Below are 20,132 nucleotides of genomic sequence, written 5' to 3' on the forward strand. Positions count from 1 at the left end.
GTTTATATGAGAATTATTTTTTATTTGTCTATAAACTCAAATTCAAAACTTTACGTACTATGTCAGGGTTAACTGATCCATTTTCACCAAGCTTTGTCATGTTATGTGAGATAAGTGAATCAATAATTTTTTCTACAACGGATTTATCTAAATGATAATCAGAAAAATGTGTTTTTACTCCCATTTCTTCAAAAAAAGATTGAGTTTTTTGAATAGCTTTGTCTATTTGTGCTTCAACTGGCATATTGGTATCAATGTCCCAGATCCTGTTGCCATACTGCAGCAGCTTCTGTTGTTTTTCATTTTTCATTACTTTCAGCATGGACGGGAAAACTATAGCCAATGTTTGAGCATGATCAAGACCATATAAAGATGTAATTTCGTGGCCCACCATATGAGTGGACCAGTCTTGGGGAACACCGCTGCTGATAAGACCATTTAACGCTAGTGTTGCTGCCCACATTATATTGGCGCGGACATCATAGTTTTGAGGATTCTGCAAGGCTTTAGGTCCTTCTTCAATAAGCGTCAGGAGAAGTCCCTCTGAAAATCTATCTTGTATTTTGGCATTTACCGGATAGGTCATATATTGCTCCATTACATGAATAAAAGCATCGACAACACCGTTGGCAATTTGTTTTTGAGGCAGAGTATAAGTATAGACCGGATCAAGAATGGAAAATTTAGGAAAAACTGCTGCACTCATAAATGGAAGTTTTGATTTTAAGGATTTTCTTGTTATCACTGCTCCATTATTCATTTCTGATCCGGTTGCGGGCAAGGTAAGCACTGTACCGAAGGGAACGGCTTTTTTTACAGGAATATGCTCAGAAATTATTTTCCATGGATCATCAGCCATAAAAGGTACTGCAGCTGCTATGAATTTAGTGCCATCAATCACTGATCCGCCGCCGGCAGCCAATAAAAAATTATATTTTTCTGACCGGATTATTTCTACAGCCTGCATTAATTTTTCATATGAAGGATTTGGTTCAATGCCGCCGAATTCTCCCAACTTATAATTTTTTAAGGTATTTTTTATTTCATTAAGCAGCCCCGAACGTTTGATACTGCCGCCTCCGTAAATAATCAATACTTTGCTTCCTGCAGGAATTACAGAAGGAAGATTTTCTAAGGTATTTTTGCCGAAAATTATTTTCACTGGATTAACAAATTGAAAGTTGTTCATAAATTAGATTCTCCTTATACTTATTTTGATAAATTACCGGGAAAAGCTTAATTAAATATATAACAGGAGTAAATTTAATGAGTTATTGCACAGCAATTTTTATGGATATTAAAAGTTGCTGTGATGTTTCTTTTTTTATTATACGACCAGTTGTTTTGTTTTTCAATAATCAGGCTCTTAACATAAATAAAGATTTTTATCTATAATAAATTGATGTTAAAATTATTATTCCTTTTTTCCAATAATTTCTTGCAGTGTTCTTTTTTATTGCTGTCCAGATATCTTCTGGCAAAAATATTTGGTATAGCTACACCTACTGCTATTGCCAAAATAGTAAGGCTTGCAATAACACCGCTTTGAAAAACGTGGATCAGTGAAATTGTGTCCATGGCATTTATATTTATCAGTCCAAACATGAGCCTGTACATAAATACTCCGGGAATCATAGGAATGACCGATGGCAGAGTTATGACATGCATAGGGGTATGCACATGATGAACAACTTTTAAAGCGAGAATACTGACGATCACAGCCCCGGCAAAAGAACCGGCAGCTAAACCCATATCAAGATCAAAGTTTACAAAATTTCTTATGCATACAGATATCATTCCACCAAGGGCGACAACCCATAGAAGGCGGCGCGGTACATTAAAGATAGTTGAAAAACCGACAGATGCTATAGCGGCTGCTATGCCGTATACAAAATAGGAACTGTCAGGGTGGGTGCTTAATATAGTAAAATCCTCCACCTGACATAGTTTTATGGCCAGAACAATACCAAAACTCATGCTGCCGACCATTAATATAGTATTTACGGCTCTGGTTATGCCGGAAACTATATAATTGTCAAGAAGATCGTCAACAGAATTGATTAAGGGGATACCCGGAACTATAAAGAGTGCGCATGCCAAAAGAGGATGCCATGGTGTCAATGAGCCGGGGATAAAATGTGTCAGATAAGCAAGGATGGCTGCTGCAAAGGAAGATATGGCTATTGATGCATAGCTGTTTATATCAAGCTTGTTGCAGTAGGAGCGAAGGAGAAAACCAATGGAGGCGCATACGGCAGTATAAAAAAATGCTATCCAGTCACCGCCAAAAAGTTTGGAAAAACCGCCGCAGGCTAATCCTGCACCTATTGCAATAAAAATTGCTGTATATTGTTTTTTTAGGGTAAATATTCTATTAAGTTCAGTTTCATATTGATCTAATGTATAGTTTTTTTCTATAGATTTCCATGAAAGCTTACTTACAGCAGAAATTTTAGTCATATTTATCCCATGCTTGATACATTTTTGGAATTTTGTTATTGAATGATTGCCGTCGCTTATATTGATCATAATAGTGGTATAGGTGATGTGTATATGCAGTGTACCTGCTGTTATTCCCATAAAGGCAGCCACTCTTTTCATAGTTCTTGTTATACGGTTTGTATCAGCGGCACTTTCCATAAGAATTTGTCCTGTTTTTAGAATGAGAAGTAATTTTCGGCCAATTTCAAAATAGGGATCTTTTATATATACTTGATTATTATCCATAAATATCATATCCTTTAATATGTATAGTGTATACATAATTTTAAACTGAATTGAAGATGTGTCAAATTCTAATTTCAAAAAATATCTATTACCATATGGAATGAATATTATATACTGGAAAAATTGAAATAAAGAAGCTATAATCTATGTATAATACAATTATTTGACATACTTTTTATAATGATAATTATTACTATATAATGATTTATCTATGATAAAATATCATAGATAAAATAATAAGGAGATTTAAATGGAGCTTCAACAATTGGAATATTTTTTAGCCATAGCGCACATCGGCAATTTTACAAAAGCAGCTAAGGCAGTATCTATAACGCAATCGGCATTGAGCAGGTCAATAATTCGTTTGGAGAAAGAATTGGGCGTGCAGTTGTTAAATCGTAATACTAAAGAGGTAACGCTCACCAGATATGGAGAAATGCTTTTAGCTCATGCTGAACGTATTGTCAAAGAAGAAACTGCAGCTAAGATGGAAATAGACAGGCCTGATAAGCAGATAATAAATTTATCTTTTCTTCATTCATTAGGAAGCTATATAGTACCAAGACTTATAAGCAGTTTCAGAAAAAATCATCCACAATGTAAATTTAAACTGAATCAAGATAATTCAACTGTTCTTACAGAACGGCTCATAAAGGGAAAAACAGATTTGTGCATATGTTCGAATCTTTTAATGAACGAAACGATCGGTTGGCTTCCATTATGTTCTGAAGAATTATTTGTGATAGTTCCTCTGGATCATCCGCTGGCGAAAAGAGAAAGTGTTAATTTGAAGGATATAGCGGATGAATCTTTTATAACATTAAAACCTTTTTATGGCTTAAGGCTTTTAGCAAATCAACTTTTTGATATGACAGGTGTTACACCTCATATTGAATTTGAGGGTGACGAAATAGTTACTGTGGCTAATTTAGTTGCTGCTGATCTTGGTGTTTCGCTCATACCTAAGATCCCCGGAATGGATAGATTAAATGTAAAATTTTTAAAACTTTCTTCTCCGCATTGCCGAAGAACTATAGGCATAGCCTGGGATACAAGCAGGCTGCTTTCTCCTTTGGTATATGAGTTTCAAAAATTTGCACTCGATAGTTTTGCTGATGAACGATGAGTTTATTGATCTTATAATGGGTCTGTGCCAGCGTTTGTGGTATGGCAGGGCAGGTAATAGTCAGGCCGCAGGAAACTGCGGCTTTTGTTATTTTTTGAGTAAATTTTACTGTCGTTATATTGTAAAATGGTAAAAGAGCTTTTATATGTGGTAAAATAATAAAAAATAAAAGAGATGTGTAATCATGTTGAATAGAGGTTTAATATTGGCTGTAGGAGCTGCACTTTCCTTTAGTATTATGAATATAATGGTAAAGAGTCTCAGTTTTTCTATGGGCATCGGGGAAATAGTTTTTGGCAGAAGTGTAATAGGCATAATAGTTCTATTATTTATAATGAAGGAATTTGATATAAAATTTTCGAATAAAGATATCCCGGCATTGGTTTTTCGCGGTGCAGTCGGCGGGATGAGTATGTTTTTGATTTTTATAGCTATTTCTGGCATGCATTTAGGGGATGTTGCTATATTGCAGCAGTTATCAGCTATTTTTGTTCTTTTTTTATCGGCAGTATGGCTTAAAGAAAAAATACCGCCGAAAACATTTCTGCCTCTTTTGGCAATAGGAGCAGGAACTATGCTGTTGCTGCGTCCATGGGAATACAATTCTTTTTCTATATATGCAATTTTAGCTGTTTTTTCGGCTTTTTTGGCTGCACTGGCATATATTACGATTCATAAATTATTTGAAGGCGGCGGACATAATTCATGGGAAATAGTATTTTATTTTCTTTTTTGCAGTATGCTGATAGGTATTGCAGGTATGGCTGGCAATTACCATTCTCCGGATACTAAGGAGATGTTTTTACTTGCGGGTATAGGTATAGTTTCTCTCTTGGCGCAGGCTTTAATGACACAGGCATATGGGTCAGCTAATGCTGTGTTGGTCAGCTTTGTATTATATACAGGTATTTTTTTCAATGCCCTGTGGGGATATCTTTTTTTTGGTGAAATAATGCATTTTCTTTCTGTGATGGGCGGTGTATTTATAATTGGAGGATCAATGTATCTGACCATGGCAAAAAAAAAGCTGAGTATAAAAAGAAATAAATAAAAGGATTATTTTATGGATGAGAGAAAAAATAAAATTTTATCAGGTTTCAGATTATGTATTTTGCTATTTATTGCAGTAATACTGGCCGGCAGCAGCTTCTATTATTTTTATTGGCTGAAAACACCGCAATATACAGTGGGACTTATAGCCGATGCTATAAAAAAACATGATATAGAAACTTTTGATAAATATGTGGATACAGACAGCATATTAAATAAAGCATATGATGATTATTTTTATGTATATTTTTCAGAAGATCCTTTTATGCAGAAAAATCCTGTCAGAAATCTGGCAGAAGGATTAATTAAATTAGCCAAGCCTATGGCAGTAAATGAGATGAAAGCTGAAGTAGATTCTTATATAAAATCAGGAGAATGGAAAAGTTCCAGTAATGAGGAAAGCAGCGGGGAATATTCAGTATCGAAGAATAACAGTGATATAACAGAAAAATTGTCAGTGGGGAATATAAAATTCAAAAGAATAAAATATACCAAAGTTGATGGGAACAAAGCTGTTGTAGGTATTGAAACAGATAAAGATGAAAAAACGGAAAATACGGTTATAGAGATATCAATGGAAAAACAGGACGATGATACGTGGCGGGTTGTCAGTATATATAATATGAAAGAGTATGCAGAAAAAATAATCAGACAAAAAAGTGAATAGAAGAGGTTGATTTTATGCCGGAAATGCCGGAAGTAGAAACAATAAGGCGTACGCTTGAAAAAAGGATATTGGGAAAAACTATTGAATATATAGAAATCTTATTGCCAAGGCTTATCAAATTTCCTGAACTTTCTTTGTATGAAAAACGTCTTACAGGACAAAAGATAGTAAAGATGAGAAGAGAAGGAAAATATCTCATAATGCAGATGGAAAACAATATCATGGCTGTTTTTCATCTGAGAATGACAGGCCGTTTGTGTTATGTAAAGAAAGGGTATGAAGAAGATAAGTATAAGAAAATAATATTTTATTTAGATAATGGGGACAAAGTGATTTATGCAGATATGCGTACTTTTGGCACTTTATATGCCATAAGGGAAGAAGAACGGGAAAAAATAAAAGGGCTTTACGAATTAGGCTGTGAACCTTTGTCAAAAGACTTTACTGTTTCATATTTAGTATCAAGGCTGAAAAAAAACAGCGGCAAGATAAAAATGTTTCTTCTTAATCAAAAAAATATTGCCGGACTGGGCAATATTTATGTTGATGAAGCTTTGTTTCTTGCAGGTATAAATCCTGAAAAAATATCATCTTTCGTAAATGAAAATGAGGCTGAATTACTTTGTGCGTCGATAAATAAAGTTATAAGCGAGGGAATCCGCGACGGAGGAACTACTTTTCGTGATTATGTTAATGGTGAAGGCAGAAAGGGAACGCATCAGGATAATCTATTTGTTTATGGACGGGATAAAAAACCGTGTAAAAAATGTGGTACAATAATAGAAAAGATAAAAGTAGGCGGGCGCGGTACGTGTTTTTGTCCTGAATGTCAAAAATTGGAGAAATAAAAGTTTTTGACAGGCTTTGAAATGATAATACGAGGATTATGTTATGTATAAGATTGGCTTGACAGGCGGGATTGCCTGCGGAAAATCAACGGTATGCTCTTTTTTGCGGCAGGCAGGAGCAGCGGTAATTGATACGGATCAAATAGCGCACAGTTTATCTCTTCCGGGAGAGATCTTATGGCAGGCGTATGTTGATCATTTCGGCAAAATAATTATAAATAATGATAAAAGTCTTAACAGGAGAATGATAGGCAATATCGTATTCGCCGATAATAAGGAAAAAAAATGGATAAATGATACAAGCCATCCGCTTATTATGAATGAAGTAAAAAGGCAGATGGAAGAATTGGAAGGGAATAAAGAAAAAATAGCTGTTATAGATGTTCCGCTGCTGTTTGAAACAGGCTGGGATAAGTTTGTCGATGAAAAATGGGTTGTCTATATAAATAAGCGAGTGCAGATAGAACGTTTAAGAAGGCGAAACGGCTACAGCTTCGCCGAGGCAAAAAGACGTATTAAAGCGCAGATGCCTTTAAAATATAAAATGGAGCGGGCAGATCAAGTAATTGATACAAGTCATGGGATAGAAACAAATAAAAAAAGGGTTTTCAGATTGTGGTTTTCCCTGTTAAAAAGGCTGGAAAATGGATGATGAACGACAACAGCAGGTCGGTAGTAGACTATTTATTGAGTGCGGCCCAGGGATTTATTATAATAATGATATTTCTGTCTGTGGTTTTTGCCGGAATTTATGAAGGATTACAGACGCATGTTATAGAAAAAGTTGAAAAAAAATATTTTTATCCTTATCCATATGAAGAAGTGGTGGAAAAATATGCCAGACAGTACAATATGGATGATTCACTGGTAGCAGGTATAATTCTTGCTGAGAGCCGTTTTTTGCCGGAGGCCAGATCACATCGAGGTGCGGTCGGGCTTATGCAGATAATGCCTGAGACCGGTGCGTGGATAGCAAATAATATAAATGATAAAAATTATAATAATGATAAACTTTATGATCCAGAGACGAATATTCATTACGGTGTCTGGTATCTGTCTTTTTTGATGAAGGAATTCGGCAATAATGAAGTTTTGGCTATTGCGGCATATAACGCGGGACACGGGCAAATAGAAGAATGGAGTAAGACCTACAGATGGGGGGAGAGTTTCAGTGATTACACACAAATTCCCTTTAAAGAGACACGTGATTATGTCCATAAGGTGATCGACAATAAAAAATCATATCAGAAGTTATATGATAAAAGATAATTTTTGGTATTTGACAATTAAACTTCTTGTGTGATATCATTTGAACAACATAATATGGCCCTTTAATAAAATCCAGCGAGGTTGAAAGGGATATCTGATTTATTTGAATGGGATAGCTATATGCTTTCTTATGCCTTGCGCATGAGAAAGCTTTTTTTTATATATGAAAAGGGGCGTATATGGTGGAAAGTAAGAGTGTTTCACTGCGAGGAAAAAATATTCTTGGTTTGGAATATTTTTCACCTGATGAGATTGAATTAGTGCTGCAAACTGCTAAGGAAATGAAAAATATTATTAGCAGGGATATTAAAAAAGTACCTGCATTGCGCGGGAAAGCAATAGTAAACCTGTTTTATGAACCCAGCACAAGGACGCGCAGTTCTTTTGAGCTTGCGGGAAAATATCTGGGAGCTGATGTTATAAATATAACAGCAGGTTCAAGCAGTATTGTCAAGGGAGAAAGTCTTCGTGATACACTTTTGACTGTTGAAGATATGGGCGTTGATGCTATTGTTATGCGGCATAAGGCGGAGGGAGCTCCAGAATATGCAACAAAGGTGGTAAAGGCAGCTATAGTCAACGCGGGAGACGGTGCACATGGTCATCCTTCACAGGGGCTGCTGGATTTATTTACTATCCGGCAGTATAAGGGCGGATTCAAAGGTCTTAAATGTGCGATAATAGGTGATATACTGCACAGCCGTGTGGCCAGAAGCGATATATGGGGAATGCGAAAAATGGGTATAGAAGTACATTTGGCAGGACCAAGGACGCTTATACCGCGTTTTCTTTTTGAGGAAAAGGGTATTTTCATCCATGATCGTATTGAAGATGCTATTGAAAATGCCGATGTGATAAATGTTTTGCGAATACAATTGGAAAGACAAAAATCAGGTCTGTTTCCTTCAACACGGGAATATGCACGTATTTTCGGGCTGAATGAAAAACGCTTGACGTTGGCTAAAAAAGATGTATTGGTAATGCATCCGGGACCAATGAACAAGGGCTGGGAAATTTCACCGAAAGTTGCTTACAGCAGTAATTCTGCTATTCAGGAGCAGGTAAGAAATGGAGTGGCTGTACGTATGGCTATTTTAACACTTATTTTGACGGGAGGAAAAAGCAATGAAATTACTGCTTAAAGGCGGCAGAGTGATAGATCCCGCAAATGGCATAGACAAAACGGCGGATGTTCTTATTGAAAATGGAAAAATAGAGCAAGTAAGTAAAAATATTCAGGCAGACAATGCCGTGCAGGTCATAGATGTATCAGGAAAAATAGTTACGCCGGGGCTTATTGATATGCATACGCATATGAGAGAGCCCGGCCAGGAAGCAAAGGAAGATTTTGCTTCCGGGTCAAGGGCGGCCGCAGCGGGAGGATATACCACTATCGCAACAATGCCGAATACCAAACCGGTCGTCGACAAGGCAATTCTGATAGATGGATTAAAGCAGCGGGCAAGAGAAGATGCTGTTGTCAATATAGAAATAATAGGTGCTTTGACGAAGGAGCAGAAGGGCGAAGAACTGGCAGAAGTGGGAGATATGTGTCAGTCCGGTGCTGTGGCATTTTCTGATGACGGACATTACGTGCAAAATTCCCGTGTTCTGCTCAACGGGCTGGATTATCTGCGTACTTTTGATAAGATAATAATATCGCATGCGGAAGAAACGGCATTGGTGGAAGATGGCGTTATGAATGAAGGAAAAAGAAGTGCTATGCTCGGCATGAAGGGACGGCCGACAGTTGCGGAAGATATAGCTGTTATGCGCGATATTCTGCTTGCCGAATATGCCGATGCGCCTATCCATATAGCACATATAAGCAGTAAAAACGCAGTGGAATTGGTGCGTCAGGCAAAGAAGCGGGGAGTAAAGGTAACTTCTGAAGTCACGCCGCATAATCTGACAATGACGGAAGATATGGTCGATATGGCGGATTCTTCTACTAAGGTAAATCCTCCTTTGCGTACAGCTGAAGATGTAAAGGCAATGCAGGAGGGACTTATAGACGGAACTATTGATGCGATAGTGACAGATCATGCCGCACACGCTGAAGAGGAAAAAGACAGAGAATTCAGGTATGCACCCAGTGGTTTCCCCGGATTGGAAACAGCAGTTGGTGTTCTTTTGACGGATTTGTATCATGAAGGAAAGATAGATTTACCTCTTTTAGTGGAAAAAATGACGTCCTCTCCCGCTAAGGTTTTTAAGCTGAACAAGGGGACTTTGAGTAAAAATGCTCCGGCTGATGTTACTGTGATCGATACTGAGGCAGAGTGGATAGTAGAAAAAGAAAAATTTTATACAATGGGTGCTCATTCACCGTTTATAGGCAGAAAATTAAGGGGAAAACCCATAATGACTATTGTTGACGGAAGAATAATTATGCAAAATGGTATAATTATAGATTAAAATATATTATAATGGAAATAAACTCTCAACAGGAGGCAGATAAGATATCTGCCTGCCAATAGTACAGGGATGGATAATTTTCGGAGGTGCTCTATTTGAAAGGCAAATTGACTCTTGAGGACGGCAGCATATTCACAGGCGACCTGCTGGGCGATAAACCGGCTTGCGGTGAAGTAGTATTTAATACAGGAATGACAGGATATCAGGAAATTTTGACTGATCCGTCCTATTGTTCGCAGATTATAACATTGACATATCCGATGATTGGCAATTATGGAACTGCCGAAAAATTTAACCAAAGCCGCAATTGTTTTGCAAATGGTTTCATAACAGGAGAGCTGTGTGATGTTGGCAGTAATTGGCAAAAAGAAAGTGAATTAAGTGAATTTCTGAAGGATAAGGGTATTTCTTGTCTTTATAATGTGGATACACGTGCGCTTACCCGCTGTCTCCGTTCGGCAGGAACAATGAAAGGTATAATAACAGCGGCGGACGCAGCAGAAAATGAATGTGAAAAACTCATGAGCATACCTCTTGATCACAAAACTGTAGACAGGGTAACCACTCCGGAAAAATATGTATTGGAAAACGACGGTCTGCATATAGTTGCAATGGATTTCGGCGTAAAAAGGCATATGCTGGAATCAATGCATGAACGGGGCTGCAAGGTAACAGTTGTACCGGCTCGTACCAGTGCACGCGAGATTCTTGAGCTGAAACCGGACGGTATATTTTTGTCGAACGGACCGGGAGATCCAAAGGATGTATTGGATATTGTAGAGACAATAAAGCAGCTGATAGGAAAGAAACCCGTTTTTGGTATCTGTCTCGGACATCAATTAATAGCCTTGGCAAGCGGAGCGGATACTTATAAACTGAAATTCGGTCATCGCGGTTCAAATCAGCCTGTAAAGGACTTGCGGACGGGGCGCGTGTATATATCATCACAAAATCACGGTTATGCAGTGGATGAAAAATCGCTTGAAAGGCTTCCTTTTGATATAACTCATATATCGATGAACGATGGTACGGTAGAAGGAATGCATCATAAGACTCTGCCTTTATTTTCAGTACAGTATCATCCGGAAGCATCACCCGGACCGGATGATAATACGTATCTTTTTGACGAATTTTGCGCAATGATGAAGAAAGGGGCAATTTAACCGTGCCGAAGAAGGAATATCTGAAGAAAGTAATGGTAATTGGTTCCGGTCCGATAATTATTGGGCAGGCGGCAGAATTTGACTATGCGGGTTCACAGGCATGCAGGGCTTTGAAGGAAGAAGGACTGGAAGTTGTTCTGGTAAACAGCAATCCTGCCACTATAATGACGGATACACACATTGCCGATCGTGTTTATATAGAACCGCTGACTGTTGAATTTTTGGAGGAAATAATCAGCAAAGAACGTCCTGATGGATTGCTTGCCACTCTCGGCGGGCAGGCAGGATTGAATCTGGCTGTACAGCTGTCCGAGCATGGTGTTCTGGAAAAATATAAGGTTGAGCTTTTGGGGACATCGCTGAAAGCGATAAAGAAGGCTGAGGATCGGGAATTATTTAAGGAAACGATGCAAAAGCTGGGTGAACCGATACCGGAAAGTAAAATAGTTGAAACTGTCGAAGATGCCGTAAAATTTGCAGGAGAAATAGGCTATCCTATAATAGTACGGCCTGCCTATACAATGGGCGGTACAGGCGGCGGCATAGCCGACAATGACCAGGAACTTGTGGAAATCGTCATACGCGGACTGAAATACAGTATGATCGGACAGGTGCTTATAGAACGTTCCGTCGCCGGCTGGAAGGAAATAGAATATGAAGTGATGCGCGACAGCGGAGACAACTGCATTACTGTCTGCAATATGGAAAATTTTGATCCGGTCGGTGTACATACAGGAGACAGTATTGTTGTGGCTCCTTCGCAGACACTCACGGATCATGAATATCAGATGCTTCGATCAGCATCACTGCGCATAATACGCGAACTTGGCATAGAAGGCGGCTGTAATGCTCAATATGCTCTGGACAGCAAAACAAATAATTACTATGTAATCGAAGTAAATCCTCGTGTAAGCAGATCGTCTGCACTGGCATCAAAAGCCACAGGCTATCCTATCGCCAAGGTGTCGGCAAAAATAGCTATAGGGTATACATTGGATGAAATAACAAATGCTGTAACACAAAAGACAAAGGCTTGTTTTGAACCGGCATTGGATTATTGTGTGGTGAAATTCCCGCGCTGGCCATTTGATAAATTTGTTCTTGCCGATCATACACTCGGTACGCAGATGAAGGCGACAGGCGAGGTAATGTCCATCGACAGAAACTTTGAGGGTGCTATATTAAAAGCCGTTCGCTCGCTGGAAATAGGTGTGCACTATCTTAGTATGGAACATGTGGCGGAATGGAATGATGAAACTGTCCTGAAAAAGCTGGCGCTGATAAACGATGAAAGGATATTCGTTGTTGCTGAAGCTTTGCGCCGTGGCATAGCTGATATAGATAAAATAAATGAAATAACCAAAATAGATAAATGGTTTATAAGAAAAATAAAAAATATCATTGATATAGAAAAAAGAATAAAAAATGAACCTCTCACGCAGGAATTGCTGCTGGCAGCAAAAAATAAAGGCATTGCCGACCGTTCAATAGCGGAAATAGCCGGTAAAGAAATGCTGGAAATTCGGCGCATGAGGAAAGAAATGCAGATTATGCCATGTTATAAAATGGTCGATACGTGCGCTGCTGAGTTTGAAGCGGCTACGCCATACTATTATTCTACATTTCATGCTCAGGAGGATGAAGTGCAGCCTTCTGACAAGAGAAAAGTAGTTGTTTTGGGTTCAGGACCGATACGTATTGGTCAGGGTGTGGAATTTGACTACTGCTCGGTTCATTCTGTATGGGCTTTGCGGGAGATGGGCATAGAAGCAATTATAATAAATAATAATCCGGAAACTGTCAGCACGGATTTTGATATATCCGACAGACTGTATTTTGAACCGCTGACACCAGAAGATGTTCTCAATATAATCGATAAGGAAAAACCAGAGGGGGTTATAGTCCAGTTCGGCGGACAAACAGCGATAAACCTTGCCGATTCACTGGAAAAAGCGGGCGTAAAAATATTGGGTACCTCGGTGGATGATATAGACAGGGCTGAGGACAGAGAACGGTTTGATGAACTGCTGGAAGAAACTCATATATTGCGGCCGTGCGGTGAAAGCGTCACCAATGTCGCAGATGCGATAAAAGCAGCAGAAAATATAAAATATCCGTGCGTTATCCGTCCTTCTTATGTACTCGGCGGACGAGCTATGGAAATAGTCTACAACGAAGATGAATTGCGGGATTATATGGGAAGGGCTGTCAAAGTGTCACCGGAGCATCCTGTGCTCATTGATCATTACATGCAGGGAAGAGAAGTTGAAGTGGATGCTATTTGTGATGGCACTGACGTTGTTATACCGGGCATAATGGAACATATTGAACGTGCGGGTATACATTCAGGTGACAGTATTGCTGTATATCCGCCTCAGACCTTATCGGCAAGAGTGATTTATACTATTGTGGATTATACAAAAAGGCTGGCTCTGGGGCTTAATGTCAAAGGTTTGATGAATGTTCAGTACGTAATAGTCGATGAGCATGTTTATGTAATCGAAGTAAATCCGCGTTCAAGTCGCACAGTTCCGTTTTTAAGCAAAGTAACAGATATAAAAATGGTAAATGTGGCGACAAGAGCCGCATTGGGACATTCTCTCAAGGAAATGGGTTATCATTCGGGGCTTGTTACACCGAAACCATATGTAGCCTTGAAGGCGCCTGTATTTTCTTTTGCTAAAATGCAGGATGTAGATATATCGCTCGGTCCGGAAATGAAATCAACAGGCGAGGTAATGGGAATAGATTATCATTATTCGCGTGCTTTATATAAGGCTATCACCGGAGCGGGAATGAATATACCGACAAACGGAACAATACTGTTCACGGTAGCGGATAAAGATAAAGAGGAAATGCAGCAGCTTGCAAAAGCTTTCAGTGAATTAGGATTCAATCTGGTTGCCACAAAGGGAACAGCAGAGTCTATCGATAAAATGGGCATAGCTGTGGATATTGTCGGCAAAGTACACGAAAGCAAGGGCGATATTTTGGAAATGATCAAGGCAGGAAAGATAAATATGGTAATAAATACGCTTACGCCGGGAAAAACTTCAGCCAAAGACGGTTTCAAGATACGCCGTTCGACAGTGGAACATGGTATAGCATGTCTTACAGCTCTCGATACTGCATGGCAGGTTCTGCGGGTACTTTCCTTTATGCGTGAACGCCGTCTTGTTTATACACTGGCTCTGCAGGATTACGTCGGCGGCGGTGATGACCTTGCATAAGCACTTTTTGGCAGATGGGGTAATAAAAAGGCATGAAAAAATAGGCACTAATGATGTCTATCTTTTGGATATCGATATTTCTGCCAATACAGAGAAATTTGCGGCCGGACAATTTGTTCAGCTGCAGGTTCCTGATGGAGAGATTTTGCTGCGCCGTCCTTTGAGTATAGCGGATGCAGCGGGCAGTAATTTAATACTGATATACAGAGTGATAGGCAAGGGGACTAAGCGCCTTGCAAAAACCAGTGTAGGTCAGAAGGTCAGTATAATGGGGCCGTTGGGCAATGGCTTCGATCTCGCATGCAAAAAACCGCTGCTTGTAGGCGGCGGTCTCGGAATAGCACCATTGCTTTTGTTGGCGAAACGCTTTGCAGGAAAGGCAGATATACTTATGGGCTGTAAAAATGTAGAGGAAATGGACTGGCCGCTGCCGTTATTCAAAAATATAGTAAAAAATACTTTCATAACTACAGATGACGGTTCTATGGGTATGAGGGGATTTGTTTCTGAATATCTGCCGGAAATATTGACTGCAGAAAGCTATGATAAAATTTTTGTCTGTGGCCCGGAAATAATGATGAGGAGCTCGGCCGAAGTAGCGGTCAGACATGGGATAATATGCGAGGTTTCCTTGGAAAAACGTATGGCCTGCGGATTGGGAGCATGTCTTTCCTGTACTATAGAAACAAAATGCGGACGTAAAAAGGTTTGTAAGAACGGACCTGTTTTTGAGAGCAGGGAGGTATTTTTCTGATGAGCAGTGTTTCATTAAAAACGGAATTTGCCGGGATTAAACTTAATTCACCTATAATGACAGCCTCAGGGACTTTTGGATTTGGCGAAGAATTTGAAGATTTCGCTGATTTTTCTACGCTTGGTGCTATTGTGGTGAAGGGAACGACGCTGGAACCGAGAAATGGCAATAGGGGAATACGAATAGCTGAGACACCGGCAGGAATGCTTAATTGCATAGGGCTGGAAAATCCGGGGGTGCAATTTCTCGTTAATGAGATACTGCCTCGCATTGGAAAGTATAACTGCCCAATAATAGTTAATATATCCGGAAACACAGTGGAAGAGTACGGTGAACTGGCTAAAATACTTGATATTGACGGAGTGAAAGCAATTGAGCTTAATGTATCATGTCCAAATGTGAAGGAAGGCGGTATTGCTTTCGGGGTGGAGCCAAAAAGCATGGCGGCAGTTATAAAGGCTGCTAAAAAAAATACAGGCAAGCCGGTGATAATTAAACTTTCACCTAATGTGACAGATATAGCTGTTATGGCAAAAGCCGCAGAAAATGCGGGAGCTGATGCGGTATCGTTGATAAATACACTTATTGGCATGGCAATAGACATCAATACGTGCAAACCCGTATTGGGAAATATTACGGGTGGTTTGTCGGGACCGGCTGTTAAACCTGTTGCACTGCGCATGGTTTGGCAGGTTAGAAAAGCGATTTCTCTGCCAATAATAGGCATGGGCGGAATAATGAATGCCCAGGATGCCATAGAGTTTTTTCTCGCAGGGGCTGATGCAGTCGCTATAGGGACCGCAAATTTCGTCGAGCCTGACTCAACTGTTAAAATATATAGGGATTTAAAGAAATATCTGGAGCAGAAGAATTTGACAGATATAAGAGATCTGATAGGAAAGCTGCGAACATAAAAATACAGCCGGAAGAGAATAAATTCTCCGGCTGTATTTTTATATTTGAATCAATTTTTATTGTCTATATGCAGTTTTTCAAAGATGCCGAAAAAAATACTCAGAACCATTGCTGCCACGGTAGCAAGTCCCATTCCTTTAAGCTGAACAGGTCCCAACGTTAACACGGCACCGCTCAGGCCGCTGACCATAGTTACGGCGGTGAGTATCATATTTTTTGATTTGGTATAATCTACCTGTTTTTCTATGAGCATACGTATACCTGAGCAGGCTATGATGCCGAAAAGAAGTATACTGACACCACCCATTACGGGGACGGGAATGGCATGGATGACGGCTGCTATTTTACCAATAAAGGAAAACAGAACAGCAAATACGGCAGCGCCGCCTATTACCCAGACACTGTAGACACGGGTTATGGCCATGACGCCTATATTTTCGCCGTAAGTAGTATTTGGTGTAGAACCGACAAAACCGGAGATTATATTGGAAAGTCCGTCGGCAAAGAGTGAACGGTCGAGTCCGGGATCTTTCAGCAGATCACGGTGAACGATGCTGCCTGTAATGAAAAGATGCCCTACATGTTCCGCAAAAACGACGAACAAAGCGGGCATTATCATCATAATAGCGCTGAAATTGAAATTTGGCCGGTAAAATGTCGGCACGGCAAACCATGGAGCATTTTGGACACCTGACCAGTCAACGATACCGAGGAAAAAAGAAATGATATATCCGCCGCCGACACCGATCAATACGGGAATAATGCCTATAAAGCCACGACCAATGACGGAAGCCAGAATTGTGATAATAAGGGTAAGGCCGGAGGCAATCATGGCCAAGTGCGGCTGTACAGCCGGAGGTGCCGAGGGATCAGTAATGAAACCAGACATGGTAAGAGCAAGCGGGGCAAGCTCCAGACCGATGACGCTGACAACCGCTCCCATGGCAGCAGGCGGCAGAATAAAATCAATCCACTTGGTTCCCGTTTTATTAATGATCAATGATAAAACAATGAATGACAGTCCAAAAGCTATGAATCCGCCTTGTGCGTCACCGTAACTCATGTTGGCAGTTGCAAGAACTGCTAACACCGGTGAAATAAAAGCAAAACTTGAACCAAGATATGCAGGGAGGCGGCCTTTACAGATAACTAAGTATAAAATAGTGCCGATGCCGTTCATAAAAAGTGCCGTAGCAGGATTGACTTTCAATAAAAAAGGTACAAGTACAGTGGAGCCGAACATGGCAAATAGATGCTGCAGGCTGAGAGGAATTCCTTCTAGTAAAGGAACTTTTTCCTCGACGTCGTAGTATTTTTTCATATATTACATCCTTTATATATTTACTGATTGTAAATGAAAGATTTCTTATAAATTATTATTTTACAGCTAAAATATAAATTTTACAAATGATGAAGAAAGAACTGTTTTTCTCAATTAACATAAATTTAATAATTTTTTAAAGTAAGGACGGTAAATTTGTGCTAACGTAATGAAGCAGGCAGTTTGTCTTAATTTGCAAAAAAAATTGCTGTAAAGTATATATTACATGGAGGGATACCGTGTGGGAATTAAGGTCAGATTGGGAATGAGCTTTGCGATTATCATCTGTTTGACAGCGGCAGTGGGATTTTATGCGATTTATTGCCTGCAAACAGTGAACAGTTATTTGCAGATGATGGCAGACACAAATTTGACTAGAATGACAGCGATGCAGGAAACGGTACGTTTGCTGGAAGTACATAGGGCCGACACGTATAAATTGCTGTGGGAGCGGCATAATGGACAGATCTCAGCTCAGGCAGAGTTATTTGTTATAAAGGATATAGATGAAACAGCTAAAGATATAGATGAACATATAAGGCAGATGAAAAAATATGCCAGAGATGATCAAACAGAAAATGTTGCAGATATCGAAAATACATGGAAAAAGTATAGCGAAACGGTTAAAAAGGAAATTGTTGACAAAAATGGCGATAATTCCGCTGATATAGAAAAAAGTATGTCAAATACGGGCGACTTGGGAAAAGCTTACAGTAAGCTTATAACATTATCGGAAGGATTCAGGCAGCTTAATGAAGGCTATGTAAATATTGTTGTGAAGGATGGAGATCAGCAGTATAAAAAAGCTGCTGCAGCAATGGTCGGAGGGATAATGGCTGTTATTGCCGTGACAGTTTTAATAGCAGTTGTTTTTGGCAGATACCTTAATAAATTTATCCAAAAATTTTTGACGACGGCCAGTCAGAATGCAGCAGGAAATCTGGCTGTTCATTTGGAATTTACCGGAAAAAATGAATTTGCGATGATAGCGGCATCGTATAATATGATGCTTGATAAGATATGTTCTTTGATAGGCAGTATACAAAACATGTCAGAAAAAGTAGTGAATACGGCAGGTCAGATAATGGATATTTCCGCGCAATCTTCCGAAGTAGTCAGTCAGGTCGCTGTATCAGCGGCATCAGCGGCGGATTCTGTAGACAGGCAGGTAAAGAATATCAGAAATGCGGCTTCTTTGGTGAATAATATGTCTGATAATATAGAAAATATGGCAAAGCAGGCGAAAAATTCAGCAGATGAAGCATATGCTTCGGCCAGTATTGCTGAAGCAGGAGGTAAATCTATAAAAAAGACCAGAAAACAGATGGAGTCAATATCAATGACGAATGTCAAGCTGGTCGATGGAATAAATATTCTGGGAGAAAATTCAGGGCATATAGCTGAGATAGTGGATACAATAAGCAGTATTGCCCGGCAAACCAATCTTCTGGCACTTAATGCGGCTATTGAAGCATCACGGGCGGGAGAATACGGGAAGGGGTTTGCGGTCGTAGCAGATGAAGTAAGAAAACTGGCTGAACAGTCGCAGGAAGCAGCGAAACAGATAGAAGAAATCATAAAGAATATATGTGCAAAAACGGATAAAACAGTCGAGATAATGACGGTAAATAGTAAAGAGGTCAATAAAGGCGCTGCCGATGTAAATAAATCGGGGGAAATCTTCGAACAGCTGACAAGGATAAGCAGCAGCATGTCAGGACAGATAGAAATTATATCAAGCAGTGCAGCGGAATTATCCGGAGCATCGAAAGATGTGGTGGAAAGCGTCAGTCAGATAGACGGTGACATCAATAATGTAAATGACCAGATCCAAAGTACATCAGCATCCATCGAGGAACAGTCGGCATCGCTTGAAGAAATAGTTTCGTCAAGTAAAATGCTGGCGGATATAGCACAGGATCTGACAGTGCAGGTCAGTAAATTTCATATATGAGTTTTTAATAAAAAGGTATCAGTGGCAGTTACCTTAAAAAGGAAATAAAGCAGCCGCGGCGAAGTATGAATGGTATAGCATACGGAAGAGAGGACTGCCTTATGAGTAAAAAAATTTTAGCTATAACATTTGTTATTATGCTGGCGGCTATAGTATCGGTTTCAGCGGAGGGGCGTTGGCAGAAAGTTATAAACACTGATGAATACAGATATTATTTTGATACATTGACTATCTCGTATGGGAGGACAGCTCCTGAAAATAAGCGGGATGAAATAAAACCGGATAAAAATATAATAGATTTTTATGCTCAAAAAGTTTATTGGAATCCTCAAAATACAGCTGCAATACTGGAGGAGCTCGACAGCGGTATAGATTGGAGTCAGGTATCATATTCTGTAGCGGAATATAGATATGATATAAAAAATAAGAAAATATATCAGGGGAATATATCGTTTTTTGATGCAAACAGTATGATTATAGGTACTATTACAAGAAGTACATGGCAAAAAATTATAAAAGGCAGCGATGATGAGAAAATATATGATTATATTGCTGAATATGCCAAAAAACATGACAGGGAATTGAAAAGAAGATCCTGAATCTGTCAAATATGAATAGAAACTGATTTTATGTATATGGCAGTTTGTTGAGGATTTTTACAGTGATTTACCAGCAGATCCCCCTATTGAT

At 39.4% G+C, this 20,132-nt stretch carries 17 protein-coding genes; 14 read left to right on the forward strand and 3 right to left on the reverse strand.

From position 1 onward, the window contains the following. Positions 1-28 precede the first annotated feature (28 nt). On the reverse strand, positions 29-1,189 hold the full coding sequence (locus NXG61_RS03785) for an iron-containing alcohol dehydrogenase (protein WP_307223334.1): 1,161 nt from the start codon (positions 1,187-1,189) through the stop codon (positions 29-31). A gap of 200 nt (positions 1,190-1,389) precedes the next feature. Continuing rightward, the gene (locus NXG61_RS03790) at positions 1,390-2,727 is read right to left on the reverse strand and encodes a threonine/serine ThrE exporter family protein (RefSeq protein ID WP_307223332.1); all 1,338 of its coding nucleotides are present in this window, start codon (positions 2,725-2,727) and stop codon (positions 1,390-1,392) included. A gap of 250 nt (positions 2,728-2,977) precedes the next feature. On the opposite strand from NXG61_RS03790, the gene NXG61_RS03795 reads away from it, so the two are divergent. The 12 genes from NXG61_RS03795 (at position 2,978) to NXG61_RS03850 (ending at position 16,166) form a co-directional block, all read left to right on the forward strand. Beyond that, on the forward strand, positions 2,978-3,853 hold the full coding sequence (locus tag NXG61_RS03795) for a LysR family transcriptional regulator (RefSeq protein ID WP_196604137.1): 876 nt from the start codon (positions 2,978-2,980) through the stop codon (positions 3,851-3,853). A gap of 184 nt (positions 3,854-4,037) precedes the next feature. Then, positions 4,038-4,904, forward strand: a complete 867-nt coding sequence (locus tag NXG61_RS03800; RefSeq protein ID WP_307223330.1) for a DMT family transporter — start codon at positions 4,038-4,040, stop codon at positions 4,902-4,904. Positions 4,905-4,916: 12 nt separating this feature from the next. After that, entirely contained in the window at positions 4,917-5,570 is a 654-nt protein-coding gene (locus NXG61_RS03805; protein ID WP_307223328.1) for a hypothetical protein, read from the forward strand. 14 nt (positions 5,571-5,584) lie between these two features. Beyond that, a complete protein-coding gene (gene mutM, locus NXG61_RS03810; RefSeq protein ID WP_307223326.1) occupies positions 5,585-6,418 on the forward strand; it encodes a DNA-formamidopyrimidine glycosylase in 834 nt (277 codons plus the stop codon). 43 nt (positions 6,419-6,461) lie between these two features. Further along, entirely contained in the window at positions 6,462-7,070 is a 609-nt protein-coding gene (gene coaE / locus NXG61_RS03815) for a dephospho-CoA kinase (protein WP_196604133.1), read from the forward strand. Further along, complete coding sequence (locus NXG61_RS03820; RefSeq protein ID WP_307223323.1) at positions 7,067-7,687, forward strand: lytic transglycosylase domain-containing protein; 621 nt, start codon at positions 7,067-7,069, stop codon at positions 7,685-7,687. The genes coaE and NXG61_RS03820 overlap by 4 nt, the downstream gene beginning before the upstream one ends. A 179-nt stretch (positions 7,688-7,866) precedes the next feature. Further along, on the forward strand, positions 7,867-8,829 hold the full coding sequence (locus tag NXG61_RS03825; RefSeq protein WP_196604132.1) for an aspartate carbamoyltransferase catalytic subunit: 963 nt from the start codon (positions 7,867-7,869) through the stop codon (positions 8,827-8,829). Beyond that, positions 8,813-10,105: a dihydroorotase gene (locus NXG61_RS03830; protein WP_307223320.1), complete on the forward strand. Its 1,293-nt coding sequence runs from the start codon at positions 8,813-8,815 to the stop codon at positions 10,103-10,105. The genes NXG61_RS03825 and NXG61_RS03830 overlap by 17 nt, the downstream gene beginning before the upstream one ends. A gap of 95 nt (positions 10,106-10,200) precedes the next feature. Beyond that, positions 10,201-11,268, forward strand: coding sequence for a carbamoyl phosphate synthase small subunit (locus tag NXG61_RS03835; RefSeq protein ID WP_196604130.1), 1,068 nt, complete (start codon positions 10,201-10,203; stop codon positions 11,266-11,268). Between the two features lie 2 nt (positions 11,269-11,270). Then, entirely contained in the window at positions 11,271-14,498 is a 3,228-nt protein-coding gene (carB, locus tag NXG61_RS03840) for a carbamoyl-phosphate synthase large subunit (protein ID WP_196604129.1), read from the forward strand. Next, positions 14,491-15,252, forward strand: a complete 762-nt coding sequence (locus NXG61_RS03845) for a dihydroorotate dehydrogenase electron transfer subunit (RefSeq protein WP_432748971.1) — start codon at positions 14,491-14,493, stop codon at positions 15,250-15,252. The genes carB and NXG61_RS03845 overlap by 8 nt, the downstream gene beginning before the upstream one ends. Continuing rightward, a complete protein-coding gene (locus tag NXG61_RS03850; RefSeq protein WP_307223314.1) occupies positions 15,252-16,166 on the forward strand; it encodes a dihydroorotate dehydrogenase in 915 nt (304 codons plus the stop codon). Before NXG61_RS03845 ends, NXG61_RS03850 begins: the two co-directional genes overlap by 1 nt. Positions 16,167-16,216: 50 nt before the next feature. Here NXG61_RS03850 and uraA read toward each other — a convergent pair whose 3' ends face one another. Next, the gene (uraA, locus tag NXG61_RS03855; protein WP_307223312.1) at positions 16,217-17,488 is read right to left on the reverse strand and encodes a uracil permease; all 1,272 of its coding nucleotides are present in this window, start codon (positions 17,486-17,488) and stop codon (positions 16,217-16,219) included. A gap of 241 nt (positions 17,489-17,729) precedes the next feature. Between uraA and NXG61_RS03860 the strand changes: the two genes are divergently transcribed. Continuing rightward, entirely contained in the window at positions 17,730-19,442 is a 1,713-nt protein-coding gene (locus NXG61_RS03860) for a methyl-accepting chemotaxis protein (protein WP_307223310.1), read from the forward strand. A gap of 101 nt (positions 19,443-19,543) precedes the next feature. Beyond that, positions 19,544-20,041, forward strand: a complete 498-nt coding sequence (locus tag NXG61_RS03865; protein ID WP_307223308.1) for a hypothetical protein — start codon at positions 19,544-19,546, stop codon at positions 20,039-20,041. Positions 20,042-20,132 lie beyond the last annotated feature (91 nt).

Source organism: Pectinatus haikarae, from assembly GCF_050916305.1.
Lineage (GTDB): Bacteria > Bacillota > Negativicutes > Selenomonadales > Selenomonadaceae > Pectinatus > Pectinatus haikarae.

Bases quoted from the DNA above. Each gene is read 5' to 3' on its own strand.
- NXG61_RS03785 (WP_307223334.1), bottom strand. From the start codon at position 1,189: ATGAACAACTTTCAATTTGTTAATCCAGTGAAAATAATTTTCGGCAAA.
- NXG61_RS03790 (WP_307223332.1), bottom strand. From the start codon at position 2,727: ATGGATAATAATCAAGTATATATAAAAGATCCCTATTTTGAAATTGGC.
- NXG61_RS03795 (WP_196604137.1), top strand. From the start codon at position 2,978: ATGGAGCTTCAACAATTGGAATATTTTTTAGCCATAGCGCACATCGGC.
- NXG61_RS03800 (WP_307223330.1), top strand. From the start codon at position 4,038: ATGTTGAATAGAGGTTTAATATTGGCTGTAGGAGCTGCACTTTCCTTT.
- NXG61_RS03805 (WP_307223328.1), top strand. From the start codon at position 4,917: ATGGATGAGAGAAAAAATAAAATTTTATCAGGTTTCAGATTATGTATT.
- mutM (WP_307223326.1), top strand. From the start codon at position 5,585: ATGCCGGAAATGCCGGAAGTAGAAACAATAAGGCGTACGCTTGAAAAA.
- coaE (WP_196604133.1), top strand. From the start codon at position 6,462: ATGTATAAGATTGGCTTGACAGGCGGGATTGCCTGCGGAAAATCAACG.
- NXG61_RS03820 (WP_307223323.1), top strand. From the start codon at position 7,067: ATGATGAACGACAACAGCAGGTCGGTAGTAGACTATTTATTGAGTGCG.
- NXG61_RS03825 (WP_196604132.1), top strand. From the start codon at position 7,867: ATGGTGGAAAGTAAGAGTGTTTCACTGCGAGGAAAAAATATTCTTGGT.
- NXG61_RS03830 (WP_307223320.1), top strand. From the start codon at position 8,813: ATGAAATTACTGCTTAAAGGCGGCAGAGTGATAGATCCCGCAAATGGC.
- NXG61_RS03850 (WP_307223314.1), top strand. From the start codon at position 15,252: ATGAGCAGTGTTTCATTAAAAACGGAATTTGCCGGGATTAAACTTAAT.
- uraA (WP_307223312.1), bottom strand. From the start codon at position 17,488: ATGAAAAAATACTACGACGTCGAGGAAAAAGTTCCTTTACTAGAAGGA.
- NXG61_RS03865 (WP_307223308.1), top strand. From the start codon at position 19,544: ATGAGTAAAAAAATTTTAGCTATAACATTTGTTATTATGCTGGCGGCT.